Origin of the sequence: Octadecabacter sp. SW4, from assembly GCF_008065155.1 — a bacterium.
Lineage (GTDB): Bacteria > Pseudomonadota > Alphaproteobacteria > Rhodobacterales > Rhodobacteraceae > SW4.
On record NZ_CP042819.1, the window covers coordinates 2,153,093 to 2,177,958 of the forward strand.

General features: G+C 57.9%; 20 protein-coding genes, 2 tRNA genes and 2 pseudogenes. 14 read left to right on the top strand and 10 right to left on the bottom strand.

Annotation, left to right across the window (positions count from 1 at the left end; genetic code table 11):
- Nucleotides 1–9 precede the first annotated feature (9 nt).
- The gene (locus tag FTO60_RS10570; RefSeq protein WP_148055927.1) at nt 10–1,458 is read right to left on the bottom strand and encodes a 2-hydroxymuconic semialdehyde dehydrogenase; all 1,449 of its coding nucleotides are present in this window, start codon (nt 1,456–1,458) and stop codon (nt 10–12) included.
- Nucleotides 1,459–1,741: 283 nt separating this feature from the next.
- Nucleotides 1,742–2,587: a glutathione S-transferase family protein gene (locus tag FTO60_RS10575; RefSeq protein ID WP_148055928.1), complete on the bottom strand. Its 846-nt coding sequence runs from the start codon at nt 2,585–2,587 to the stop codon at nt 1,742–1,744.
- 40 nt (nt 2,588–2,627) lie between these two features.
- Between FTO60_RS10575 and FTO60_RS10580 the strand changes: the two genes are divergently transcribed.
- Nucleotides 2,628–3,488, top strand: a complete 861-nt coding sequence (locus FTO60_RS10580) for a GntR family transcriptional regulator (protein WP_148055929.1) — start codon at nt 2,628–2,630, stop codon at nt 3,486–3,488.
- A 594-nt stretch (nt 3,489–4,082) separates the two neighbouring features.
- Here FTO60_RS10580 and FTO60_RS10590 read toward each other — a convergent pair.
- Nucleotides 4,083–5,468 (bottom strand): IS1182 family transposase, encoded by a 1,386-nt coding sequence (locus tag FTO60_RS10590; protein WP_148055930.1) that lies wholly within the window; start codon nt 5,466–5,468, stop codon nt 4,083–4,085.
- A 31-nt stretch (nt 5,469–5,499) separates the two neighbouring features.
- Nucleotides 5,500–5,694: a hypothetical protein gene (locus FTO60_RS10595; RefSeq protein WP_148055931.1), complete on the bottom strand. Its 195-nt coding sequence runs from the start codon at nt 5,692–5,694 to the stop codon at nt 5,500–5,502.
- A gap of 164 nt (nt 5,695–5,858) precedes the next feature.
- On the opposite strand from FTO60_RS10595, the gene FTO60_RS10600 reads away from it, so the two are divergent.
- The 3 genes from FTO60_RS10600 to FTO60_RS10610 all read left to right on the top strand — a co-directional run bounded on the left by FTO60_RS10600 (nt 5,859) and on the right by FTO60_RS10610 (nt 10,183).
- A protein-coding gene (locus FTO60_RS10600; RefSeq protein ID WP_148057338.1) for an IS3 family transposase occupies nt 5,859–7,201 on the top strand; the annotation gives its coding sequence in 2 pieces (ribosomal slippage) (nt 5,859–6,185 and nt 6,188–7,201; 1,341 coding nt in all).
- Nucleotides 7,202–7,275: 74 nt separating this feature from the next.
- Nucleotides 7,276–9,465, top strand: a complete 2,190-nt coding sequence (locus FTO60_RS10605; RefSeq protein ID WP_302849688.1) for a type I restriction endonuclease subunit R — start codon at nt 7,276–7,278, stop codon at nt 9,463–9,465.
- Entirely contained in the window at nt 9,455–10,183 is a 729-nt protein-coding gene (locus tag FTO60_RS10610; protein ID WP_148055932.1) for a M48 family metallopeptidase, read from the top strand. Before FTO60_RS10605 ends, FTO60_RS10610 begins: the two co-directional genes overlap by 11 nt.
- A gap of 145 nt (nt 10,184–10,328) precedes the next feature.
- On the opposite strand, the gene FTO60_RS10615 is transcribed toward FTO60_RS10610, so the two are convergent.
- A tRNA-Ser gene (locus tag FTO60_RS10615) sits at nt 10,329–10,418 on the bottom strand.
- Between the two features lie 226 nt (nt 10,419–10,644).
- On the opposite strand from FTO60_RS10615, the gene FTO60_RS10620 reads away from it, so the two are divergent.
- The 7 genes and pseudogenes from FTO60_RS10620 to FTO60_RS10650 all read left to right on the top strand — a co-directional run bounded on the left by FTO60_RS10620 (nt 10,645) and on the right by FTO60_RS10650 (nt 17,036).
- Entirely contained in the window at nt 10,645–11,526 is an 882-nt protein-coding gene (locus FTO60_RS10620) for an SPOR domain-containing protein (RefSeq protein ID WP_148055933.1), read from the top strand.
- 22 nt (nt 11,527–11,548) lie between these two features.
- Nucleotides 11,549–12,729, top strand: a pseudogene (locus FTO60_RS10625) (D-alanyl-D-alanine carboxypeptidase family protein).
- A gap of 20 nt (nt 12,730–12,749) precedes the next feature.
- Nucleotides 12,750–13,361 carry a dTMP kinase gene (gene tmk, locus FTO60_RS10630; protein WP_254696783.1) on the top strand — a complete coding sequence of 204 codons (612 nt, stop codon included), beginning with the start codon at nt 12,750–12,752 and terminating at the stop codon, nt 13,359–13,361.
- Nucleotides 13,358–14,506, top strand: coding sequence for a DNA polymerase III subunit delta' (locus FTO60_RS10635; RefSeq protein WP_148055935.1), 1,149 nt, complete (start codon nt 13,358–13,360; stop codon nt 14,504–14,506). Before tmk ends, FTO60_RS10635 begins: the two co-directional genes overlap by 4 nt.
- A gap of 8 nt (nt 14,507–14,514) precedes the next feature.
- Nucleotides 14,515–15,309 carry a TatD family hydrolase gene (locus FTO60_RS10640; RefSeq protein ID WP_148055936.1) on the top strand — a complete coding sequence of 265 codons (795 nt, stop codon included), beginning with the start codon at nt 14,515–14,517 and terminating at the stop codon, nt 15,307–15,309.
- Nucleotides 15,309–16,106 (top strand): MBL fold metallo-hydrolase, encoded by a 798-nt coding sequence (locus tag FTO60_RS10645; protein WP_148057127.1) that lies wholly within the window; start codon nt 15,309–15,311, stop codon nt 16,104–16,106. The genes FTO60_RS10640 and FTO60_RS10645 overlap by 1 nt, the downstream gene beginning before the upstream one ends.
- The gene (locus FTO60_RS10650) at nt 16,107–17,036 is read left to right on the top strand and encodes an AEC family transporter (protein ID WP_148055937.1); all 930 of its coding nucleotides are present in this window, start codon (nt 16,107–16,109) and stop codon (nt 17,034–17,036) included.
- On the opposite strand, the pseudogene FTO60_RS10655 reads toward FTO60_RS10650, so the two are convergent.
- From FTO60_RS10655 to FTO60_RS10675, 5 genes and pseudogenes are all read right to left on the bottom strand, one after another.
- Nucleotides 17,033–17,887: pseudogene (locus tag FTO60_RS10655) on the bottom strand (ABC transporter permease); the annotation flags it as partial. The gene FTO60_RS10650 and the pseudogene FTO60_RS10655 overlap by 4 nt on opposite strands.
- Before the next feature lie 15 nt (nt 17,888–17,902).
- On the bottom strand, nt 17,903–19,183 hold the full coding sequence (locus tag FTO60_RS10660; RefSeq protein ID WP_148055939.1) for an ABC transporter permease: 1,281 nt from the start codon (nt 19,181–19,183) through the stop codon (nt 17,903–17,905).
- A 123-nt stretch (nt 19,184–19,306) separates the two neighbouring features.
- Nucleotides 19,307–20,410 carry an extracellular solute-binding protein gene (locus FTO60_RS10665; protein ID WP_148055940.1) on the bottom strand — a complete coding sequence of 368 codons (1,104 nt, stop codon included), beginning with the start codon at nt 20,408–20,410 and terminating at the stop codon, nt 19,307–19,309.
- 86 nt (nt 20,411–20,496) lie between these two features.
- The gene (locus FTO60_RS10670; RefSeq protein WP_148055941.1) at nt 20,497–21,597 is read right to left on the bottom strand and encodes an ABC transporter ATP-binding protein; all 1,101 of its coding nucleotides are present in this window, start codon (nt 21,595–21,597) and stop codon (nt 20,497–20,499) included.
- Nucleotides 21,598–21,951: 354 nt separating this feature from the next.
- Nucleotides 21,952–22,038: transfer RNA gene (locus tag FTO60_RS10675), tRNA-Leu, on the bottom strand.
- A 252-nt stretch (nt 22,039–22,290) separates the two neighbouring features.
- Between FTO60_RS10675 and lipB the strand changes: the two genes are divergently transcribed.
- From lipB to FTO60_RS10690, 3 genes are all read left to right on the top strand, one after another.
- Nucleotides 22,291–22,944, top strand: a complete 654-nt coding sequence (gene lipB / locus FTO60_RS10680) for a lipoyl(octanoyl) transferase LipB (RefSeq protein WP_148055942.1) — start codon at nt 22,291–22,293, stop codon at nt 22,942–22,944.
- Nucleotides 22,945–23,057: 113 nt separating this feature from the next.
- The gene (locus FTO60_RS10685) at nt 23,058–23,657 is read left to right on the top strand and encodes a hypothetical protein (protein WP_148055943.1); all 600 of its coding nucleotides are present in this window, start codon (nt 23,058–23,060) and stop codon (nt 23,655–23,657) included.
- Nucleotides 23,658–24,719, top strand: coding sequence for a hypothetical protein (locus tag FTO60_RS10690; RefSeq protein WP_148055944.1), 1,062 nt, complete (start codon nt 23,658–23,660; stop codon nt 24,717–24,719).
- Nucleotides 24,720–24,866: the final 147 nt, after the last annotated feature.

The window sequence follows — 24,866 nt, forward strand, 5'->3', positions numbered from 1 at the left end:
ATTCTCTCCTTAAAGCTTCACGCAAATGTTTGCGCGCTCTGAATAAAACTCGAGCGAGTGCACGCCGCCCTCGCGTCCGATGCCTGACTTTTTGGAGCCACCAAAAGCCGTGCGAAGATCGCGCAAAAACCAGGAATTTACCCACACAAGGCCCACTTCAATTTTTGGTGCGACGCGGTGTGCGCGAGAAATGTTCTGTGTCCAGATCGCACTCGCGAGGCCATAATCGTTGTCGTTAGCCATTGCGATCACCTCATCCTCTGAATCGAACGGAGTGATATGGCAGCACGGGCCGAAAATCTCTTCGCGAACAACGCGGCTGGTTTCTGGCAAGCCAGTCCAAATCGTCGGTTCTACGAAATGGCCGCCATCACGCGCATCATCAAACGTTGGCACGTCGCCCCCTGTCACAACGATTGCATTTTCCTGCTTGGCCAGCTCGAAATAGGACAGCACCTTCTTGCGGTGTTCCGCAGAAATCAGCGGCCCCATATTCACACCCGAATGGTCCGGTCCGCCCAGAACCATGGCTTCCGCGCCATCTTTAAGCCGGGAAACGAATTCATCAAAGATCGGGCGCTCAACATAGACTCGCTCGGTTCCAAGACAAACCTGGCCGCAATTGGCAAATACGGACTGCATCGTGCCTGCGACGGCTTTATCCAGATCGGCATCTGCGAAGACGATCGCCGCGTTTTTGCCACCGAGCTCCAACGAAATATCACGCAGCCCAACGGCGGCCTGCTTCATGATCGCCTCGCCGGTCGCGGTCTCACCAGTAAACGTGATCCCGTTGACAAGCGGATGTTGCGTCAGCATTTCACCGGCTGACTCTGGGCCAAACCCGTGGATGACATTGTAGACCCCTTTCGGCACGCCCGCGTCATTCATGACCTGGCCCAAAAGGGTCGTCGTGTGCGGTGTTTCCTCGGACGGTTTGACAACGACCGTATTGCCCAATGCCAACGCGGGTCCAACTTTCCATGTCATCAACAACAGCGGCAGATTCCAAGGGCTGATTACCGCGATTACCCCTTTGGGCCGATGCACGCCGTAGTTGATCGCTTTGCCGCTGTCGGGAGTATCGGTCTCGAAGAACTCCGAACCGAGGTTCTTTATCATATCAGCGAAAGTAGAAAAATTCGCCCCGCCGCGCGGAATATCAACCATCCGCGCAAGACTGGATGGCTTGCCGGTGTCAGCCACTTCGGCCGCCAGAAACTCTTCAAAGCGATCATTGATGCCTTGCGATACGCGCTGCAGGATGCCCGCCCGTTCTACTACAGCCATACGGCCCCAGGGACCATTCAGCGCAGCCTTTGCGGCACGAACAGCATGGTCCACATCCTCGCGGCCTGCCTCATGGACATGCGCAATGACCTGACCCGTCGCAGGCGACACCTTATCAAACATTCGCCCCGAAAGAGCCGACCGATATTCGCCGTCAATAAACAGCATGTGTTCAGTGAGGGTCCCGTTATCCAGCATATCATCTCCAGAGTTTGATCAATGCCCGGCACACCGCCGAACCAGCTATTCAGAACGATGCTCAGTTAAAGTCGTTTCGTCAACCTTAAAAACGTTTTTGAAACATTAAGAACGTTTTTGCTCTTCGTGGGATTGATTTTCCTTTGTATTGCAAGGCATTCGCGCGATGGCGAAGCAACTTATCACTTTAGATTTTGGTTGGACACGTTCCTGACAGTGGGACGGATCGTTCCACCATTTCATGACAGATTCGTCAGGATGCGCCGGTATACGCCATGTGGGTTTGGATTTTGGGCCACGCCTTGGTGCCGATTCCGCGCAAATACGCCCGTGTTTCGGCGTCAAAGTCTGCCTTGATTGCCGCCTTCCAGCTGTCCCGACCCTGCAATCGTTCAATCCAACCGGTGACGCGCGGATGTGTTGCCGCGTAAAGATCGGTCCAGCCGTACTGCAAAAGCGTCTGGAAATATGGTGCAACCACAATATCAGCGAGGCTAAGGTGGTCGCCAATCAACCAATCGCGATCCTGCAAGTCCCGTTCCATCCGATCAATCGTCTGACAATAAACGCCAACCGCATTCCTGACATCAGGCGCATCAAGCCCTTTGTCAAAAAGTCGTTTTTGACGCTCTCTGCGTGGGGCTTCGACCACCTGAGCAATCAGCGCAAGCGCTTCATCCCGGTCCATCTCCAAAAGCCGCGGTCGCATCGCCAACGGCCATTGCAACGCCCCACATGACGGATGCAGGCTGTTATCGACATGTTTCATCCACAGTCGAATTTCAGCCCGAAGATGCGGCGCGTCCGGCCGCAGTGACACGTCACCGGAATAGGCTTCGTCAAGATATTCGCAGATCAGTGACGATTCCCGCAGAACATGGTCCCCATCAACAAGAGTCGGCACCACGCCCGCCGGATTGAGCTTTAGATACCAGGGCTGCAAGTTCTCCTTCCCCGGAAGATCAACATCCCGTGTTTCATAGGGAATTACCTTTTCCGCCAAGACTATGCGCACCTTCTGGGCACAGGGAGACATCCTGTTGTTGTATAGAGTGATCTTCGGCACATCGCCCACACCCCCTTGTTCGTGATCCGTCATGGTGTCCCCCTCTGAAATTTGACCAGTCCCAGCCTGCACAGTGTTCCTGAAAAAACGTTTTGTCAATTTTATAAACGCTTTAGGTTTGTATAAACGTTTTATCAGAACTTTATCGTTGGTTGTCAGTATGATCTGCGCTAAGTATGACAAAATCTCTGAAGTGCAGGGCCCCATGAATATTGAAAATCCAAATCAGACCAAGAAAACGGCCGTTGAAACGGTGCAGGCACAGCTTAGGGATCAGATCCTCAACTTCGACCTGCCACCCGGAACCCGCCTCCAGGTGGACAAACTACGGCTCAAGTTCGATGTCTCGACAGCGACAATGCGCGAAGCCCTGTCGCGACTACTCATCGACAACCTTGTCACAACAGAGCGCCAGCGCGGGTTCTGGGTTCGTGATCTGAGCCTCGATGATTTCCGCAGCATCAGCGAAGCCCGCAAGATCGTCGAAATAGGCGCGCTACGCTCGTCACTCGATCACCGCGACGACAATTGGGAGGGTGATCTATTTGCGGCCTATCGCAAATTAAAGCTTGTCGAAGACCGTTTGTTATCCAAGCAAGATCTCAATCTGACGAGCGAATGGCATCTTCGGAATAGACAGTTCCATGATTGTCTGGTGCAGAACTGCCGAAACCCGTGGCTGATTGATTTCAGACGGCTCCTTCATCAACACAGCGATCGCTATCACCGCCTTGTTCTGAAGGACAATCGCAAACACCGTGATGTTAGCCAGGAACACGCCGAAATTTTTGAAAGCGCGATTGATGGCGACATCGAACGTTGCGTTGCGCTGGTTGAAAACCACATCGACACGACGGTAGAACTTATTGCCAAACGCTTACCGCAGACTTCTCAAGGGCTCGCAATTCCACTGAGTGCTGAGCGTACGAAGTGAAATCATATGGTGTGCCCTTTGCGGCCCTACATGAGGCTAAGCAGTTAGTCCTCAGTTTTTGCGAACTTCGCGACCGACCGTCGAAGTTGACGGGTTCAAATCTTGAGCAATCGAAGACGACTCACGGTTGATTTGACGGCCTTTCGAGCCCATTGAATCACCGCGTTGCCACCGATCCCACATCTCGGACATTTCTAGGTCCGTATACAACTTTCATGTGCGATACTTTATATTAGCCACTCCATATTTCCCAAAAGATTAAAGTGTTGCGCATACCCTATGAAAACAGATCGCAGACCGTGAGTTCAACCACCTCCCAATTTTGCGTGTTTGGCGAGTGTCCGGTCTGGTAGGCTGCACATCCGCATGACCGAGGGTAGGTGAACGGCAGCAATGGGCAGGGATGTTGAGAGGCATTTATCTCTCTTTTCCAGACTGGTCGTTGGTGCAAAACGCAGCATTGGTCATTGTGGGCTCGGAGTTGCCGTTCGCTGCGATGACGTCGAACGGCGGCTATGGGCCGATTCTGTGGAAAAACAACGTGTTGCTAGCGCAGGAAGTGATGCGTTGAACTGAGCGCGAGTGCCTTTGTGATCAGGCTTTGCGCGTTTGCTGCGGTGCAGGAAAGATCTTAGCTAGTTTGCGGAGGTTTTGGGCTGTTGCTGCGAGGAGGAATTCGTCGTTTGCGCCGCATGGCCCACGTAATCGCAGCCGTCCCAGGCCAAGGATGCGCTTGAGGTGGGCGAAGAGCATTTCGACCTTCTTTCGGAGTTTCATAGAGATATCGTACTGGCGGGTTTTGGCGATGTCGCGGGCAACCTGGCGTGCATCTTCGTGTTCTTCGCGGGTGATTTTGCGCGTATCGGCGTTCGGGCAGCATTTGGACTTAGACGGACAGACCTGACAAACTTCTTTCAAGGCGCGATAGCGCGCTGTGCCTTTTCCGGTCGGTCCCCGGTTCGGGTCCGAGTAGTTACGCCGGAACTGCTTGAGAGCGTGCCCTTCCGGGCAGACGTATTGATCGTTCTCGGCATCCCACTCGAAGTCGGCCCGCGTCCAGGTGCCATCGTTGCGCCCGGACTTGTCAAAGACCGGAATGTGCGGCGCGATCTTGCGTTCGACCAGCCAGCCCAACATCGGGCCAGTACCGTAGGCAGTGTCAGCGATTATGCGTTCAGGATGCAGATCAAACTTCGCTTTGACCCGTTTCAGCATGGTCTTCGTTGATCCAACCTCGGCCTGCCGGATCGATCTGGTGGCTTCAACATCTAAGATCACGCCATGATCCGTATCGATCAGGTAGTTGTCGGAATAGCTAAAGAATGCCGGCCCTTTGCGTGCTGCGGTCCATTGGCTGGCCGGATCGGAATGCGAGGTGAACTTGGGCTGCACCTCGCTGGCTGCGCCGAACGCAGCCTCGTCCAGCGTGTCGAGATACTCGCGAATCGCCCTCGGCGCATCGGTCGGATCGATGCTGGCCGCGTCCCAATCTTCCTTCGGTGTCGAGTTCTGTTTGTTCGCGTTCGCTTCAATCAAGCTGGCATCAATGGCCATGCGCTGCCCGCTGACCAGACCTTCGGTGATGCAGCGGGCCACGGTCGTCTCAAACAGATGCCGAAGCAACTCGCTCTCACGGAAACGGCCATGGCGGTTCTTCGAGAAGGTGGAGTGGTCGGGAACGCGATCGCTCAAATCCAGACGGCAGAACCAGCGATAGGCGAGGTTCAGATGCACCTCTTCACACAAACGCCGCTCGGACCGGATTCCAAAGCAATACCCCACCAGCAACATACGGATCAGCAGTTCTGGATCGACAGAAGGTCTACCAGTATGGCTGTAGAACTCGGCCAGATACTGACGAATGTCGCTCAGATCGAGGAACTGGTCGATTGACCGCAAAAGATGATCTTGGGGAACATGATCCTCCAGCGAGAACTGATAGAACAACGCTGCTTGTGCTTCCTGCCTCGGGCCCATCATCGCAAAATCCCCCCTTGCAGGACGAATTGAATCAGCGACTTACCTCTCGATCAACCCCGAGTTTTTCAACAAAATAGGCCGATTTTGTTGAAAAGCTCCATTTTTGACCCAGAGCAGCGAAATTTTTCGCCATACAGATCAACCAGCTTTCGGCGGCGAGGGCGTCGGCCAAATTGGTCTTTCGCCGCTCATGTGCCAGCTCTCTGCGCCTTGCAAACGATTTCACCTGACTTCTTGGCATCATGGGGTTTTGTCGGAAAATTGCGACATCTGAATTTCGGAGTTTTTCAACAAAATCGGCCGGTGTCTGACGTCAGCGCCCATGGGTCCAAATAGCGTTATTTGCTAAGAGAGTGTTTGTTGCTCATCGTAGCCACTGAGGAGTGGACGATGAGAAAGACAACGAAGAGCCCTGGCGAGAAGATCGTCAAAGACATCAAGCGCGCCACGCGCAAGCATTATTCATCCGAAGAGAAGATCAGGATCGTACTGGATGGGCTGCGTGGCGAGGACAGCATTGCAGAGCTGTGCCGCCGTGAAGGCATATCGCAAGGCATTTACTACAAGTGGTCCAAGGACTTCATGGAAGCCGGTAAGCGGCGTCTGGCAGGCGACACTGCGCGGGCTGCAAACACCGATGAGGTCAAAGAACTGCGCCGTGAGGCCAAGGATCTCAAAGAGGTTGTCGCGGAACAGACGCTCGAATTGCGTCTTCTCAAAAAAAGCATGACAGGCGATGGGGGCGACCACGAATGAGGTATCCTGCATCAGAGAAGCTGGAGATCATTCGTTTGGTTGAGGGCAGCCATCTGTCGGCGCGTCTGACACTGGCCAAGCTGGGTATCCCACGCACGACGTTCTACCGTTGGTACGATCGGTACCTGCAGCGCGGTGAGGCCGGATTGCAGGATCAATCCCCCAAGCCCAAGCACGTTTGGAACCGCGTGCCTGACGAGGTGAAGCGCAAGGTTGTCGACTTCGCCTTGCAGGAAACGGAACTGTCACCGCGCGAGTTGGCGGTGACGTTCACGGATCAGGAGCGCTATTTTGTCTCAGAATCCACAGTGTATCGGGTGCTAAAGGCGCATGATCTAATCACTAGCCCGGCCTTCATCGTCATCAAGGCAGCCAGCGAGTTCAAAGACAAAACAACTGCGATCAACCAGCTTTGGCAAACAGACTTCACCTACATCAAGGTTCTGGGATGGGGTTGGTTCTATCTCAGCACTGTCCTCGACGACTACAGCCGCTACATCGTCTCCTGGAAGCTCTGCACCAACATGCGGGCTGAAGACGTTACCGATACGCTTGACCTCGCATTGCAAGCATCCGGCTGCGACCAAGTTCACGTCGTTCACAAGCCACGTCTGCTCAGCGACAACGGATCGAGTTACGTCTCTGGAGATCTGGCGGAATGGTTGCAGGACAAAGGCATGAAGCATTCTCGCGGCGCGCCATACCATCCGCAAACCCAAGGCAAGATCGAGCGTTGGCATCAGACTTTAAAGAACCGCATCCTGCTGGAAAACTACTTCCTGCCGGGTGATCTTGAAGCTCAAATCGAAGCCTTCGTCGACCACTACAATCATCAGCGGTATCACGAGAGCATCAACAACGTCACACCCGCCGACGTCTACTTTGGCCGTGACAAAGCCATTCTAAAACAAAGGGAAAGGATCAAACGAAAGACACTCGAAGCGCGGCGCTTGCATCACCGACAGCACGCCGCATAATGAAACCAACCAGATGAGCCAAACTCTCACTTAGTTTAAGCTGCCATTGGTTCCAAAAACCCTGACGACGGACAGTGTGGCTGGCCAAGTGGATACGGGAAAACGTGAAAGACGCCCGCGTGCTGGTGATCACCGACCGCACCGAGTTGGACGAGCAGATCGAGAAGGTTTTCAAGGGCGTCAATGAGGACATCCAGCGCAGCAAGAGCGGCGCAGAGCTGATCGCGGAGCTGAACGCTGAGGCGCCGTGGCTGCTGTGTTCGCTGATCCACAAGTTTGGCGGCAAGGAAGAGGCCGACGGTGATGTCAGCGGCTACATCGAAGACGTGCGACAGGCGCTGCCCAAGGATTTTCGTGCCAAGGGTGATCTTTACGTCTTTGTCGATGAATGCCACCGCTCGCAAAGCGGGGACTTGCACAAGGCCATGAAGGTAATCCTGCCGAATGCGATGTTCATCGGCTTTACCGGAACGCCGCTTTTGAAGGAAGACAAGCAGACCAGCCTCGAAGTGTTTGGCCCCTATATCCACACCTACAAGTTCAACGAAGCTGTCGCCGACGGTGTCGTGCTCGACCTGCGCTATGAGGCGCGGGATGTCGATCAGAACATCACATCGCAGGACAAGATCGACAAATGGTTCGAGGTGAAGACGAAGGGGTTGAACGATCTGGCCAAGGCGCAGCTGAAGGCCCGTTGGGGAACCATGCAGAAAGTGCTGTCCAGCCAGTCGCGCCTTGAGAAGATCGTTGGCGATATCCTGATGGACATGGAATTGAAAGACCGGCTCAAAAGCGGCCACGGAAACGCGATGCTGGTGTCGTCGAGTATCTATCAGGCGTGCAAGTTCTATGAGTTGTTTGACAAGACCGATCTGGCAGGCAAATGCGCAATCGTCACGTCATACAAGCCGACAGCGAGCGATATCAAAGGCGAAGAAAGCGGTGAGGGCCTGACCGAACGGTTGCGGCAATACGACATTTACACAAAGATGTTGGGCGGTATGGAGGCCGAGGCCTTCGAGAAGCAGGCCAAGAAGAAGTTTATCGACGCGCCCGCGCAGATGAAGCTGCTGATCGTTGTGGACAAGCTTCTGACGGGGTTCGATGCACCGTCCGCCACATACCTCTATATTGACAAGAAGATGCAGGATCACGGCCTGTTCCAGGCAATCTGCCGGGTCAACCGTTTGGACGGTGACGATAAGGAATACGGTTACATCATCGACTACAAGGACTTGTTCAAAAGTCTTGAGACCTCGATTAAGGATTACACGACCGAGGCTTTCGATGGGTATGACAAGGAGGATGTGGCCGGGCTGCTGACCGATCGGCTGAAGATGGCGCGGGAGCGCCTGGACGATGCGCTGGAAGAAGTAAGGGCGCTTTGCGAGCCAGTCGAGGCGCCTCGGGATACTCACGCCTATTTGCAGTTCTTTTGTGCCAAGGACACCGCTGACAAAGACGCTTTGAAGAAAAACGAGCCGAAGCGTCTGGCTCTTTATCGGCTGGCGGCCGCGCTTTTGCGCGCCTACGCCGATATTGCGAATGAGATGACCGATGCTGGATATTCCGACGGTGAAACAACGGCGATCAAGGCGGATGTCGATCATTTCGAAAAGGTCCGAAACGAGGTAAAGCTTGCCAGCGGCGACTACATCGACCTCAAGATGTACGAACCTGCGATGCGTCACTTGATCGACACATACATCCGTGCCGAGGAAAGCGAAGTCATTTCGAAGTTCGACGATTTGTCGCTGATCCAATTGATCGTTAACCGGGGCGTTGATGCTGTCGACGCATTGCCAAGTGGCATCCGCAAGAACAAGGAAGCGGTCGCCGAAACCATCGAAAACAACGTCCGTAAATTGATTATCGACGAGACCCCGATCAATCCGAAATACTATGAGAAAATGTCGGAACTCTTGGATGCGCTGATTGCGCAGCGGAAAACCGATGCAATCGACTATGAGGCATATCTTGCCAAGATCGTCGAACTGACCAAGCAGGCAAAAAGCCCCGAAACTACGACGTCGTACCCAGCGTCGATCAACTCTGCAGCAAAGCGGGCCTTGTTCGATAACCTTGGTGGAGATGACGAATTAGCTGTGGCAGTCGACGCTGCCATTCGCGCCACAAAGAAAGACGCGTGGCGTGGCAACCGCTTCAAGGAAAAAGAAGTGCACAATGCGATCAAAGCCCATATTGCCGATCCTGCTTTGGTCGATGTGATCTTCGATCTGGTGCGAAATCAACATGAGTACTGAGGGGCATCAGATTACGGTTGGTGGTCTCGATGTTGAAGTCGTTCGAAAGCCAATCAAGAACCTTCATTTGGGAGTGTACCCGCCCGATGGACGCATCCGAGTGGCCGCCCCTGTGAGTGTAAGCGATGAAGCCGTCCGACTTGCAGTGGTCACGCGGATGGGCTGGATCAAACGACAGCAGTCTAAGTTTGACCGCCAGCCGAGGCAGTCCGAGCGTTCTTATGTCTCGGGCGAGAGCCATTTCTTCTTCGGCCAGCGCTACCGTCTGAATGTTATTGATGGCGCGCCTGCTGGGCGTGTGTGCATTCGCAACAGTCGGACGTTGGACCTGTATGTTCGGACGGGGAGTGAAACGGCAACGAGAGAACGCGTATTTCTTGAATGGTATCGCCGCGAGTTACGAAGCAGTGCCACACCCTTGATGGCTGCGTGGGCTGAGGTCTTCGGCATCAATCCTCCGAAATGGGGGATTAAGCGGATGAAGACCAAGTGGGGCAGCTGCAATATCGAGGCGAAGCGGGTTTGGCTTAACTTGGAATTGGTAAAGAAACCTCCGCATTGCCTTGAGTACGTCATCGTACACGAGCTATGCCATTTCTTCGAGCGGAACCATTCGGATCGGTTTGTAGCACTTCTTGATCAAAAGCTGCCACAATGGCGGCTGATCAGAGATGAACTCAATGCTGCGCCGCTGGCTAATGAGGATTGGATCGATTGATTGCGGTAACAGCAGCGAGCATCGTTCCCAGTCAATCTACACAATTTTGATAGTCAGCAACGCGTCCAAGTTAGGGTTACAGTTAGGGTCTACCAATGAGTACCTAAAGAAATTAATTTAAATTCAATGACTTGATGCCGGTGATTGGCGGAGACTCAGGGATTCGAACCCTGGGAGGACTTTCACCCTCGTCGGTTTTCAAGACCGGTGCATTCGACCACTCTGCCAAGTCTCCGTCGGGCGCACCCTTAGTATGCCTGTCGCGATTCGGGAAGGTCAATCAAGGCGCGATCACGACTTGGGGAAATCCGCCGACAGTGCTGCCGCAAGCCTTTCAAAACGCACCTTGCAGCGCTATTGTCCCCGAAACGGAGCGGATTTTCGCCGCTCCCTCTCGGGCATCAACGATCGGTCAACGGTCACGCGCTTGAAAACAGGCGCAAACAAAGGGGCAAGTCACGTTGGGCAAACCATTCATACGACTGGCAAATTTCAAACTTCCGGCAGCCATTGCATTGGCCCTGACGCTGGCAGCATGTGACGAAAACGGCCAGTTCATCCTTGCCGGTGGCGGCGCTGAAAGTGCCGTGCAAGCGGGCGAAGGAACGACCCGTAGCGTTGAATTGGTTGAACGCGACGTCGAAGCGCCCGACGTGTTCCAAGTCACCGAACCGGGATTGTGGGACGGGCGCCCCTCGCTTGGCGGCGTTTGGGTCGCCCATCCGGATGTGCAAGACCCCGAAAGGGTGATCATCCGCAATGATGCCAACGGCACATTTGTGATCGGTGCGCTGTTCCGGCGTGAACGCGACAATAACGGCCCGCGCCTGCAAGTGTCCTCTGATGCTGCCACGGCGCTTGATATGCTTGCCGGCGCGCCGGCCGATCTGAACGTTACCGCCCTGCGCCGCGAGGAAGCCCCCGTGGCCGCGACATCCGAGGCCGTGACAGATTTCGCAGAGCCCACCGACATCGCCGCGACACCCATCGAGGAAACCACCCTTGATCCGATCGCCGGAGCCGCCGCCGCGATTGACGCAGCCGAAACCGCGGCCGAGATGGCCCCGACAGCGCCCGCCCCTGCGCCTGCCCCGCGTGCACCCTCGGGTCTTGAAAAACCGTTCATCCAAATCGGGATTTTCAGTATCGAAGCCAACGCCACCCGCACAGCCGACCAGATGCGCGCCACAGGCATTGTCCCGACGGTGCTGGAACAGGAAAGCCAGGGTCGCCCGTTCTGGCGCGTGATTGTCGGCCCCGCAACCTCGGCGTCCGAACGCGCCGCCCTGCTGGAAAAAGTCAGGGCCCAAGGCTTTGCGGATGCCTATTTCGTGACCAACTGATCTACTCGAAAGGATGCGCGCAATGCCCGCCCGTTTGACAGCCACTACTCTCGTCGCCGCCGGAATACTTGCGCTCAGCGCCTTTGCCGCAGCGGCCCAATCGTTTGATACGCGCGCGCGCGCAGCCTATGTCATCGATCAGACAACAGGCACCGTCTTGCTGTCCAAGAACGCGGATGTGCTTATCCCCCCGCCTCGATGTCCAAGCTGATGACGATCTATATGGCCTTCGAGGCGATTGCCACGGGCACCCTTTCGGTGTCCGAGGAGTTGCGCGTCTCGCAGCGCTGCATGGATTACGGCGGCTCGACGATGTTCCTTGATACGCGGGACCGAGTCAGCGTCGAGGATCTGTTGCGCGGCATCATCGTGCTGTCCGGCAATGATGCATCCTGCGTTATCGCCGAGGCTTTGTCGCCTAACGGAACCGAGCTTGGCTTTGCCCAAACCATGACCACACGCGCCCGGGCGTTGGGTATGACCCAGTCAACCTTCCTCAATTCCAACGGTTGGCCCGCACCGGGCCATCTGATGTCGGCCCGCGATCTTGGCATTCTGGCCAATCGGCTGATCCTGGATTTCCCGACGTTTTATCCGCTCTTTGCCGAAGAGGAATTTGATTACGATGGCGAACACCCCGCCAACACCCGCAACCGCAATCCCCTGCTTGGTCTGGGGATTGGTGCGGATGGTTTGAAAACGGGCCACACCCAAGAGGCCGGTTACGGGCTTGTCGGATCGGCCAAACAGGGAGACCGGCGCATCGTTTTCGTGCTGACGGGCCTCGACACCGAACAGGCCCGCGCCGAAGAAGCCGAAAACATCGTTAACTGGGCCTTCCGGCAGTTCACCCAGCGCGATCTGTCCCGCGCTGGCACTCGCATTGCCGAGGCCGAGGTCTGGATGGGTGAAAGCCCCTCTGTTGGTATGACGCTGGCCGAAGACCTGTCGCTCTTGGTGCCCACAATTTCGGCCGAAGGTCTGATTGCAGAAGTGGTCTATGACAGCCCGGTCACCGCGCCGATCACCGCCGGTGATCAGCTTGGCGAACTTGTCGTCACCCTTGAAGGTCTGCCCGAAGCCCGCGTGCCGCTGATCGCGGAATCCGATGTGGCCAAGGGCGGCTTTACGACGCGCTTGCGCACCGCCTTTCAGGTCGTTCTTGGCAAGATGGGCGTGCCGCCCCTGCCCGGCGGGGCCTAGGCGCAGTGCCGACGCAAGGGTTGTTTATCACGTTTGAAGGCATCGACGGATCGGGCAAATCCACGCAAACCCGCTTGCTGGCCGAACGCATCCGCGCGACCGGTAGCGAACCTGTGCTGACCCGCGAACCGGGCGGCAGTGCCGGCGCCGAGGAAATCCGCCAGCTGGTCCTGACGGGCGATCCGGACCGCTGGTCGGCTGAAACCGAACTGCTGTTGTTCAATGCCGCGCGCCGCGACCATTTGGAAAAGACGATCCAGCCCGCACTGGACGCGGGCCGCACGGTGATCTGCGACCGCTTTGCCGACAGCACCCGCGTGTATCAGGGGGCGACGCGTGGTGATTTGCGCGCCACCGTCGATCAGCTTCATGCCCTGATGATTGGGCGCGAACCTGACCTGACATTCATCATCGACATGGATCCCGCCGAGGCCTTGCAACGTGGTCTTGCACGCAAATCCGGCGAGGACCGTTTCGAGGATTTCGGCCTTGGCTTTCAGGAAACCCTGCGCCACGGCTTTCTGTCGCTGGCACACAGTTTTCCCGAACGCTGTGTGGTGGTCGATGGCGGGCGCGATCCCGCCCAGATCGCCAGTGAAATCGCCGCTCATGTGGCGATGCGCGCGCCATGAGCACCGTGCCCGACCACCCGCACCCCGACCAGATCGCGGGCGCACCGCATCCACGCGAAACCCGGACCCTGTTTGGCCAGCCGCGCGCCCAAGACGCATTTCTCGAAGCCTACAGCACAGGCCGTATGCATTCGGGCTGGCTGATCACCGGCCCCCAAGGGGTTGGCAAGGCAACGCTGGCGTGGAAAATCGCGACCTTCCTGCTGACAGAACCGCCCGCCGATGCAGGCCTGTTTGGCGAGGCGCCACCGCCCACATCGCTGACCGTTTCGCCTGATAATGCTGACGCACGCCTTGTGCAATCGGGCGCGCATCCGCGCCTTTACGTCTTGCGCCGCGTGATGAACAAGACCGAAACCGCGCTGCAACAAGATATCACAATGGCGGCCCTGTGCGGGCACGACGATGGCCCCAATACGCTCAAGGCGTTCCTGCACATGCGCGCGACCGAGGGCGGGCGGCGCGTGATCATCATTGATTGCGCCGACGAGATGAACCGCACCGTTGCCAACTCGATCCTCAAGGAACTTGAGGAACCACCAAAAAACACAACGTTTATTCTGATTTCGCACCAACCATCGGGGTTGTTGCCGACGATCCGGTCGCGCTGCCGCGTGCTGCGCTGCGCGCCCCTTGGGCATGACGATATGGCGGCGGCGCTGCATCAGGCGGGCATTGATGTTCCCAACGCCGAAAGCCTTGCCACCCTGTCCGAAGGTTCCGTGGGTGAAGCGGTGCGTCTGCTGCACCACGATGGCCTCGCGCTTTATGGGGATTTGGTCAAACTCTTTGGCACCCTGCCTGACGGTGACCGTCAGATCGCCCTTGCGCTGGCCAATTCCTGCGCAGGCAAGGGCGCCGAAGTGCGCTTTGCCATGACCCTTGATCTGATGGACCGGTTTCTGTCACGCACGGCCCGCGCCGGCGTTTCCGGCCCCCCCACGACCCAAGGCGCGCCCCACGAAGCCCTGTTGCTGGCCAAACTCTCGCCCACGGATCGTGCGGCGCGGATTTGGGCAGAGCTGGGCCAGGATCTGTCCGCGCGCAGCCGTCACGGGCGGGCCGTCAACCTTGACCCTGCGGCGCTGATCCTTGATATGATTTTCAAGATCGAAGCCACGGCGAAAAAGGCCGTCAAAGCCTGAAGGCGCGTATGACCACCCTTGTTGACAGTCACTGCCACATCGACTTTCCCGATTTTGACGGGGAACACGCAGCATTGATCGCGCGCGCGGCGGAAGCGGGCGTGACACGCATGGTGACGATCTGCACGCGCCTGCGCAATGAACCTACCGTGCGCGCGCTGGCCGAAAGCTACGCCCCCGTCTTTTACGCCGCAGGCACCCACCCGATGAGCGCGGCTGACGAACCGATGGCAACGGTCGATGGCCTGATCGCCATTGCGCAGCACCCGAAAATGGTCGGGATCGGTGAGAGCGGGCTTGATTACCACTACACCGCCGAAAGCGCGGAGGTGCAAAAACAATCCCTGCGCATTCATATCGCGGCGGCGCAGGAAACCGGATTGCCACTGATCATCCACAACCGCGCTTCCGACGATGACATGTCCAAGATCCTGACAGCGGGCTACAAGGCCAAACCGTTCACGTGTGTCATGCACTGTTTTTCCAGCAGCCCCGCCTTGGCCCGTGCCATGCTGGACCTTGGATTTTATTTGTCCATGTCCGGCATCGCAACCTTTCCCAAAAGCCAAGAGGTGCGCGATATCTTTGCCGCCGCCCCACTGGACCGGGTTCTGGTCGAGACCGACAGTCCCTACCTTGCGCCCAAACCCCATCGCGGGCGACGCAACGAACCGGCCTACACGGCCGACACCGCCCGCGTCGGGGCCGAACTGTTCGGCGTGGATTTCGATACATTCGCGGCGCGGACCACAGCGAATTTTAACCGGCTGTTCTCCAAGGCCGCCACGTGGACACCAGCGTAATGGCAACCCTTGAATTTCGCATCCTTGGTTGTGGATCATCCGGTGGCGTCCCGCGTCTGGGTGGGCATTGGGGCGATTGCGACCCGACCAACCCGCGCAACACCCGCACCCGCTGTTCCGCGCTGGTCAGCCGCCATGACAGCGGCGGCACCACCCGCGTCTTGATCGACACCTCGCCTGATCTGCGCCATCAACTGCTGGCCGCCGAGGTGGGCGAATTGGATGCCGTGATCTACACTCATTCGCATGCCGATCACGTGCATGGGCTGGACGATCTGCGCATGGTGGTTTTCAACATACGTCAACGCCTGCAAGTCTGGGCAGACGGCGAGACCGGGAACCAACTGCTGGCGCGGTTCGGCTATGCCTTTGTGCAGCCCAAGGGGTCATCCTATCCACCCATTTGCGAGCTGAATACAATCACCGGCCCAACCACCATCGGCGGCAAGGGAGGCGACATTACCTTCACCCCGTTCGAGGTAAAACATGGCAGCATCGACGCGCTGGGCTTCCGGATCAACGATATGGCCTATCTGCCCGACGTGTCCGACATTCCCGCCGACGTCTGGCCGGTATTGGACAACCTTGACACCTGGGTCGTGGATGCGCTGCGCCGCGCGCCGCATCCGACCCACGCCCACCTTGCCCGCACCCTGGAATGGATCGCAAAGGCCAAGCCGCGCCATGCGGTGCTGACCAATATGCACATTGATCTGGACCATGACACGATCGCGGTGGAAACCCCCGATCACGTGACCCCCGCCTATGACGGGATGACCCTGACGTTTGACGTCTAGATGGGCGACCTGACCAGCGTCATCCTGCCTGTCTTTATCCTGATCGGGTTTGGCTATGTCGCCGTTTGGCGCGGGCTGTTCAGCGATGCAGGCGTGGATGGCCTCATGGTGTTCACCCAGAAATTCGCGATCCCGGCGTTGCTGTTCAGCGCGATCTCCACGCTGGATCTGGGGCAGAATTTTAACGTGGCACTGCTGTTCAGCTTTTACATGGGCGCGCTCGCGGGTTTTTTTGTCGGGCTGTTTGGCGCGCGCTGGCTGTTCAACCGGTCGTGGGAAGACAGCGTTGCCATCGGCTTTTGCTGTCTGTTTTCCAATTCGCTACTGCTGGGCCTGCCAATCACCGAACGCGCCTATGGCGTGGCTGCGCTGACCGCGAACTACGCCATCATCGCGATCCATTCGCCATTCTGCTACGGCGTCGGCATCACCGCGATGGAGATCGTGCGCGCCCGTGGCAAACCGCTGCGCGCGCTGCCCCGCACGGTGGCCAAGGCGATGTTTTCCAACGCGCTGATCATCGGGATCGGGCTGGGGTTCGTCGTCAACCTTGGTGGCATCACCCTGCCCGAAGTCCTGACCGAAGCCATTGACCTTTTGACCAGCGCCGCCCTGCCCGCCGCGCTGTTTGGCCTTGGCGGTGTGCTTTACCGTTACCGCCCCGAAGGCGATCTGCGCGCAATCCTGTTTGTCTGTGCGGTGTCGCTTCTGCTTCATCCGGCGATTGTCTGGGGCCTGGGCAGCGCCACGGGCCTTGATACACCCGCTTTCCGCAGCGCTGTGGTCACGGCAGCAATGGCGCCGGGAATCAACGCCTATGTCTTTGCAAATATGTATGGCGCGGCGCGGCGTGTGGCGGCCAGCGCCGTGCTGATTGGCACGGGACTGACCATATTCACGGCGCTGTTCTGGCTGACGATCCTGCCTTAGCTGGGCGTCATTCCGCGCAGACGTTCTGATCGGCGGCGCAGCAATTCCACGGTGGTGAGCAGACCGATCGAAATCACGACCAAAATCGTCGCCACCGCCAGAATGGTCGGGCTGATCTGTTCGCGCAGGCCAAGGAACATCTGCCACGGCAGGGTTTTCTGACCGGCCGACCCGACCAGCAGCACCACGATGACTTCGTCAAAGGAGGTGATGAATGCGAACAACCCACCGGAAATCACGCCCGGCAGGATCAGCGGCATCTGCACCCGGAAAAACGTGGTCACAGGGTCCGCGCCCATATTCGCCGCCGCGCGGGTCAGCGATGTGTCAAACGATGACAACGTGGCTGTCACGGTGATGATCACAAACGGAATCCCAAGGGCAGCATGCGCCAGCACCACGCCCAAAAACGTGCCCTGCAGGCCGATATTGGCGTAGAAAAAGAACATCCCCGCCGAGGTAATGATCAATGGCACGATCATCGGTGAAATCAGCAGGGCCGTAATCTGGCGTTTGAAGGGAACATGCGGTTGGGTCAGACCAATCGATGCCAAGGTGCCGAATGACACCGCGATCAATGTCGCCAGCGGCGCGATGCTGAACGAATTGCCAAGGGCTTGCAGCCAGGAATAGTCACCATTCGCCCCCAGGAAGTCGCGGTAGTGTTTCAGCGAATACCCATCGGGATCAAACCGCAGCATTTCCGGCGTAAAGGTAAAGAAATCCTGCGCGTTGAACGACAGCGGGATGATCACCAGGATCGGAAAGATCAGGTAGAAAAAGATCAAACCGCAGATCACCCGAAATGCGTAGAACCAGATGCGCTGCCCAAGTGTGGCATAGGGTTGGAGTGTGGTTGCCATGATCTATCCCAACTTCACGTTATCGACGCCGACAAGTTTGTCGTAGATGTAATAAAGGACCAGCACGACCGCGAGCATGATCGTGCCAAGGGCGGCCGCCAGCCCCCAGTTGCCGGAACTTGAGAACTGGTAATAAATCCGGTTCGAGATGAACGTGCCGTCGGCACCACCCACCAGTTCGGGCGTGATGAAGTAACCGACCGCCAGAATGAACACGAGCAGCGCCCCCGCCCCGATCCCCGGCGTGGTCTGCGGGAAATAGACCCGCAAGAAGGCCGTGGTATTGGTCGCGCCCAGCGATTTGGCGGCGCGCAGATAGGACGGCGGGATTGTCTTCATCACCGAGTAAAGCGGCAGGATCATGAACGGCAGCAGAATATGCGTCATCGCGATAATCACGCCCAACTGGTTGTTGATCAGCGATAATCGTTCGGTAAAGCCCAGCGCTATCCAGAAATCATTGATCACGCCCTGTTGTTGCAGCAGGATTTTCCATGCCGATGTCCGCACCAAAAGGGATGTCCAGAACGGTAGCAACACGAGGATCAGTAACAGGTTGGACGTGCGTGCGGGCAAGTCCGCCAACAGCCACGCCACCGGATAACCCAGCGCAAGCGTGCAAAGCGTGATCACAAAACTCAGCCACAGGGTGCGCACCATGAGTTTCTGATAAACCCTCTGATCAGGATCTTTCATCGTGATCCCTTGAGAGGTGCGCTGGGAATCAACCGCCGCCAGGAAATAGCTGCTGGTGTAATAGCCGGAATTGGCCTTGATCGTGGCCCAGTATTCGATGTTGCCCCAATCGTCGTCGATATCCAGAAATGCCTCGCGGAAGGGGCCATCGGTTTCGATGTCCCAGCGCGACACGGGCCGCCCTGATTTGCGGAACAGCGATGACATGCCCGGCGTTTCATAGTTGAACCGGCGGCCCAGCTGGGTGTGATTGCGATCCTCGAACGCGGTGGCAAGGTCGATGGCCAGCGCGCGGTAAACGGCTTCGGGTGGCATTTCGCCGCTTTGCGGATCCCAGTCTTCGAGAGTCTGGACAACATTGGGGATCACGTCGGGAATATAGGATGTGCCGGCCTTGTTCTGCACCGAGCGCAGCAGCATTTCACCAATCGGCAGCACGAAACTGATGAGAATGAACAGCAACAGCGGCGCGATCAGCAGCAACGCGCGCATCTTTTGCGCCCGCAGCGCCCGGTTCAGGCTTTGCCTGAGCGGTGTGCCATCGGCGGCAAGCACGAGTCCGCTTGCATCGGTGTGGGTCTCGGCCATTGGTGCCCCCTGTCGGTCTTGGCGCGCCGTGATCGGCGTCATTGACTTGTCTTGGGAAAGCGGCGCTCCGCTTGTCGAAAACAAGGATGGCGAGGGGCCGCAAAGCCCCCCGCCGGGTTCAGATTACTGCAGCAACCAGGCCTGGAACTGTGCGTCCAGATCGTCGCGGTAGCTGGCCCACCATTCGTAGTTGAACAGGAAGGTGTTTACAGCGTTCGCCGGATCGGTCGGCATATGGGGTGCCATTGCGATACCCAGTTCGGCGTGGTCACCAACCAGTGGGGCCGAAGAAAGACGTGCAGGACCGTAAGAGATATACTGGGCCTGATCAGCAAGACGCTGGGTGTCAGTGGCAAAGTAAACGAAGTCCAGCGCGCGGGCTTCGCGTTCCGGCGACAGACCGGCAGGAATGATCCAGCCGTCAAGGTCGAACATCTGCCAATCCCACAGCATGCCAATCGGCTGGCCCTGTTCGGCAATCGCGGCAAACAGACGGCCATTGTAGGTCGATCCCATCACGACTTCGCCGTCAGCCAGAAGCTGTGGCGTTTCCGCACCGGCAGACCACCAGACAGTGCTGTCCTTGATCGTGTCGAGCTTGGCAAATGCGCGCGCGACACCTTCTTCGGTTTCCAGCGCGTCATAAACATCGGCGATATCGACACCGTCACAGATCAACGCCCACTCGAGGTTACCGATCGGGCGCTTTTCAAGGGCGCGCTGGCCGGGGTATGCAGAGAGGTCAAAGATGTCGCAGACGGACGTGGGCTGGTCGATCAGGTCGGTGCGATAGCCAAAGGTCGTCGAATAGACGATCTGTGGGATAAAGCAGTCGCTGACGATCAGGTCGCCAAAGTCTTCAGAGGCGGGCGTGCCATCTGGCGCAGGTGCCAGTTGCGTGTCAGCGTCGATTTCCAGCGCCAAACCTTCGTCGCACAGACGCATGGCGTCTGAGGCAACAACGTCAACCACATCCCATGTCACGTTGCCCGCTTCGGACATCGCGCGCAGCTTGGTCACAGCCTCGGCCGAGCTTTCGTCGGTGATGATGGTCACACCGTCGTTCATTTCTGTGTAGGGGGTGAAATAGGCGTTCGTCTGGCTGGATTGATAGGCACCACCCCAGCTGACGATTGTCATTTCACTGGCCATGTGGGCTTCGGCGCCGGCCATCGAGCCGGCAACCGTAAGCGCCGTTGTCGCCATTAGTGCTTTGGTGAATTTCATTCGTATTCTCCCGTTAGTTAACCCGGTTAAAACGTTTCGAGGGCGCCTCCGGGCGGCGGCATCCCCGTATGTTCGCGCGCTGACGTTCAGGCGTCGAGCGCGCGGCAATCTTGCGGCAACCAGCCGATGTCGATCTGGGTGCCCGGTTCAAGGCGGACCTGATCAGGCGCGTTGCGTGTCTTGATGATGAAATCGTCCATGCCGGCAACCCGCAGACGGGTGCGAAAGATATCGCCCATATAGACGAATTCCAGCACTTCGGCCTTGAGCGTATGTGCGTTCTCTTGCAGGCGCGCGGGGTTGATCTCGACCCGCTCGGGGCGGATCGACACCTTGGTGCGCTCGCCCACCGTCGCCACATTCACCGGCTTGGCATCGATGATATCGCCACTGTCCAGCTTGACGGAACAGACATCGCCTTTGATCTCGGCAACGACGCCTTCCATTGTGTTATTTTCACCGATGAACTGCGCCACAAAGCTGTTTTCAGGCTCTTCATACAGCTTGTCGGGCGGGGCCAGTTGCTGAATGCGGCCATCATCAAACACGGCCACGCGGTCTGACATGGTCAAGGCTTCGGTCTGGTCGTGGGTCACGTAAACCACGGTGATCCCCAGCCGGTGAGCCAGATGCGTGATTTCAAACTGCAGGGTTTCACGAAGCTGTTTGTCCAGCGCGCCCAACGGTTCGTCCATCAGCACCAGTTCGGGTTCAAACACCAGCGCTCGGGCCAGCGCGATCCGCTGTTGCTGACCACCCGACAGTTGCGCGGGGCGGCGGCCCGCAAAAGCCCCCATCTGCACCATATCAAGCGCGCGTTTGACCTTTTCCTCGCGCTCTAACTTGGCAATCTTGCGCACCTCCAGCGGAAACGCGAGGTTCTCGCCCACCGTCATATGCGGAAACAGCGCATAGTTCTGGAACACCATGCCAATGCCGCGCTTGTGCGGCGGAATGTTGTTGATCGACACACCATCAAGGCGGATATCGCCGTGAGTCGCGGTTTCAAACCCGGCCAGCATCATCAGGCAAGTTGTCTTGCCGGAACCCGAAGGCCCAAGCATCGTCAGAAACTCGCCCTTGGGCATCGAGAGGTTAAGGTCTTTTACGACAAGCACTTCGCCATCGTAGCTTTTCTGGACACGCTCGAATTCAACGAACGCATTTTCGGTTGTGCCATCGGCCAACACGTATCTCCCCGTTTGCCAGCGGATTGTTCCGCCTTGTCAGATACGCAGCAAAACAAAGCCACTCCGACATTGCAACTGGAAACACAAAATGTTTTCGCAAACAAAATGGCCGCAGGACAATCGCCACGGGATTGCCTACCTTACAGGCGAAAACGCGTAAATTTTACCCACACGCAGGACATTCGTCCTTTCGCTGTTGGCCCCAGCTCTTAGAACCGTTCAGAAGTAGGCGTTTTCGCCCGTCAATGCAGCCAAACCCACCCGATTCCCGATGTAGATGGACCATGATGGCGAGGGCAAAACCTTCGCCGCCGCTGCCCAAAGTCGTTTCAGAAAATCAAATTCAGGCTATGGTGCGGTCGGAGGGACTCGAACCCTCACTCTTGTTACAGAACAGCGACCTCAACGCTGCGCGTCTACCAATTCCGCCACGACCGCAAGTCAGGGCTGGCGGTTCTCTAGACCAAGGCTTGCGCCACCTCAAGTGCTAAAATAGGCCCCCTCGCGGCGCTCTGGGGCGCGCAAAAACCCGCGCTACTTGCGGCCACCGCGCGCGCAGCGCCGCGGATAGTGCAGCCTTGGTCGTTGGCAGTCCGCGTTTGATTGCCTATGTCTGGTCAGACGGCGATATTCACGCCCGCCACGATGTTCTCGCGCAAGAAGGAGACGGGGCTATAGCCCTCGATACGCATGGTTGAATGGATTACCACCACTGGGCTGACCGACTACGCCAAGGCCGTCGATGTCATGGAGACCCGCGCCCAAAGCATCGCCGCCGGAGAAGCCGACGAATGTATCTGGCTGGTCGAACACCCGCCGCTTTACACGGCCGGCACCAGCGCCAAACCCGCCGATCTGACCGACCCCGACCGTTTTCCGGTGCACGACAGCAAACGCGGCGGGCAATACACCTATCACGGCCCAGGCCAGCGGGTTGCCTATGTCATGCTGAACGTGGCCGAACGGGGCCGTGATGTGCGCTGCTTTGTGCATGACCTTGAAACATGGATCATCGCCGCGCTGGCCGAATTCAACCTCAAGGGCGAAATCCGGCAGGGGCGCGTGGGCGTCTGGGTGCAGCGCCCTGACAAACCGTTGACCGCCCTAGGCCAGCCGCAAGAAGACAAGGTCGCCGCCCTTGGCATCCGGTTGCGCAAATGGGTCAGCTTTCACGGGCTGTCGATCAACGTCGAACCCGACCTCGACCATTTCAGCGGGATCGTCCCCTGCGGGATCACTGAACATGGTGTCACGTCACTTGTCGATCTGGGCCTGCCCGTGACGATGGAGGATGTCGATGTCGCCCTGCGCAAGACCTTTGATCAGGTGATGGTGCGACGGTAGTGGCGCGGTGTCACTGACAGCTTGGGTCCGCACCCCTGCCCCCACATTTGGCCGATCCCAAAAACCCTGCTACGGTGTTGAAACGGCACGTGGGGGTGTCGGGTGATGGGGGAATGACAATGCACAACTTGACGCCGATCCTTGCGGTCGCACTTGGCCTTGCCGCGGGCGCAAACACGGCCATCGCACAGGACGCCGACACCGCGAATACGCTGGACGTGACCGTGCCGGTCAGCCTGTCGGACCTGACAGAAGACGTGATCGCCGTGTCGGTCGCCTGCGAGGTGTTCTCGGGCGACGGTGAACCTTTCGCGCTGGGACAGACCTTTCTGATTGACGATGTCGATCCGACAGAACTGGAACGGCGGTATGCTCTGGTCAGCACAGGTGACGATTTCTACAACATCGTCACCACGCTCGAAGGGTATTCCGGCGATGTCGTGGTCACCGTCGAGGCCTTTCCCGGATACTACATCGACGCCTGGGCTTCGGGGACATGTAGCCTTGATATCCTGTCGGCTGACGACGCGATGGAAAGGTCTCTTGAGGTCCGGTTCCGCCGCCCTGAGTTTTGCGGCGAATCTGGTGGGGCGAGCGTTGCCCATTGCCGCTTTCCCGGCTCCGAGGGCCTGACCGAAGTCACCTTTCAGCGCGAAGGGCTTAGCTTTAATGAGGACGGCACCGTGATCATGCCCAACAGCGCGGCCGAGTAGATGACAGGGCGGGCCTTGCGCGCTCTGGCCGCATGTGCGGTCTGGATCACGCTGACCAGCACAGGCAGCGCGCAAACCACCACGCCAGCCCTGAAATTCACCGGGTGGAAAGCCGCCACTGCACCCGCCACCGCCCCACTGGCCTTTCGGGGCTGGGGGGATGAAGCGGTGGTCACGGCAGGGCTTGCCTTTGCGGGCTTTGGCGCAGAGGGCGCGACGCAAACCAAGGCACTGACCTTTGTCGGCTGGGCCGCGCCTGACGCGCAAGTGGCGCAACTGGGATTTTCGGGATGGCGCGATACGAACGGCCCGACAACAGCGCGGATCGGTTTCAACGGCTGGCGCAACCCTGCACCGCCACCCAGCGCACCGTTGGCGTTCGCGGGCTGGGCGGCGGCCCCTGATCCGCTTGCCGCCGTGACCTTCACAGGCTGGGCTGCGCCCGCGACCGCCGCCACCGACAGCATGGCGTTTCGCGGCTTTGGGGCCACAGGGCTTGCGGCCACCGCCCCGCTTACCTTTGCGGGATGGCGCGCGCCCCGCGTCGCGCAAACCGCGCGCGATCTGCGCTTTCGCGGCCTTGGGCCACCCATCATCGTGACCGAAGATTTCACAAATGGGGCGCCGGACTGGACAACCAATGACGGCCCGGATGCCCTGATCGTGGATCGCACCGCAGCCCTGTGCCTGATCGACAATCAAAGAGGTGATCTGATCGTCGATTTGCCCGCCAGGTTTCTTGGCGATTGGGGAGGCAGCCGCGGCCACTTCGCCTTTCGCGCCTATTACACCGGCACAACGCAATGGCCGATCGTGATCACACTGCACAGCCCCTATGGCACTGCCATCCGCTATGAATCCCTGAGTTCGTATAACGACCTCCCCTACGAGGATGTCTTCGTGCCGATCTCTGCTCTCTGGTGGGAAGAAGACGGCGATTGGTCGCAGATCGTGCGCCAGATCGACCGCGTCACCCTGAACCTTGATATCAAGGACGGGTTCGATAGCGCGCAAGAGATTTGCATCGACGATGTCGAATTGTCCATATCGCCACGCGGTTAGGAATGCCCATTTGATCCAGCGCAAAGTCACGCCATCAGAATCACCTTATCACGCCCCCATCGGCAACAGCCGCAGACCTGAACTGCACTCCGCAACATCCCCCCAGCTGCTGCGGGGTGCACCTGCGCCAATTTTACCCACCATATC

Excerpts from the sequence above, each read along its gene's own strand:
- FTO60_RS10570 (WP_148055927.1), bottom strand. The coding sequence starts at position 1,458 with ATGCTGTTTATTGACGGCGAATATCGGTCGGCTCTTTCGGGGCGAATG.
- FTO60_RS10575 (WP_148055928.1), bottom strand. The coding sequence starts at position 2,587 with ATGACGGATCACGAACAAGGGGGTGTGGGCGATGTGCCGAAGATCACT.
- FTO60_RS10590 (WP_148055930.1), bottom strand. The coding sequence starts at position 5,468 with ATGATGGGCCCGAGGCAGGAAGCACAAGCAGCGTTGTTCTATCAGTTC.
- FTO60_RS10610 (WP_148055932.1), top strand. The coding sequence starts at position 9,455 with ATGAGTACTGAGGGGCATCAGATTACGGTTGGTGGTCTCGATGTTGAA.
- FTO60_RS10635 (WP_148055935.1), top strand. The coding sequence starts at position 13,358 with ATGAGCACCGTGCCCGACCACCCGCACCCCGACCAGATCGCGGGCGCA.
- FTO60_RS10640 (WP_148055936.1), top strand. The coding sequence starts at position 14,515 with ATGACCACCCTTGTTGACAGTCACTGCCACATCGACTTTCCCGATTTT.
- FTO60_RS10645 (WP_148057127.1), top strand. The coding sequence starts at position 15,309 with ATGGCAACCCTTGAATTTCGCATCCTTGGTTGTGGATCATCCGGTGGC.
- FTO60_RS10650 (WP_148055937.1), top strand. The coding sequence starts at position 16,107 with ATGGGCGACCTGACCAGCGTCATCCTGCCTGTCTTTATCCTGATCGGG.
- FTO60_RS10660 (WP_148055939.1), bottom strand. The coding sequence starts at position 19,183 with ATGGCCGAGACCCACACCGATGCAAGCGGACTCGTGCTTGCCGCCGAT.
- FTO60_RS10665 (WP_148055940.1), bottom strand. The coding sequence starts at position 20,410 with ATGAAATTCACCAAAGCACTAATGGCGACAACGGCGCTTACGGTTGCC.
- lipB (WP_148055942.1), top strand. The coding sequence starts at position 22,291 with ATGGTTGAATGGATTACCACCACTGGGCTGACCGACTACGCCAAGGCC.
- FTO60_RS10685 (WP_148055943.1), top strand. The coding sequence starts at position 23,058 with ATGACAATGCACAACTTGACGCCGATCCTTGCGGTCGCACTTGGCCTT.
- FTO60_RS10690 (WP_148055944.1), top strand. The coding sequence starts at position 23,658 with ATGACAGGGCGGGCCTTGCGCGCTCTGGCCGCATGTGCGGTCTGGATC.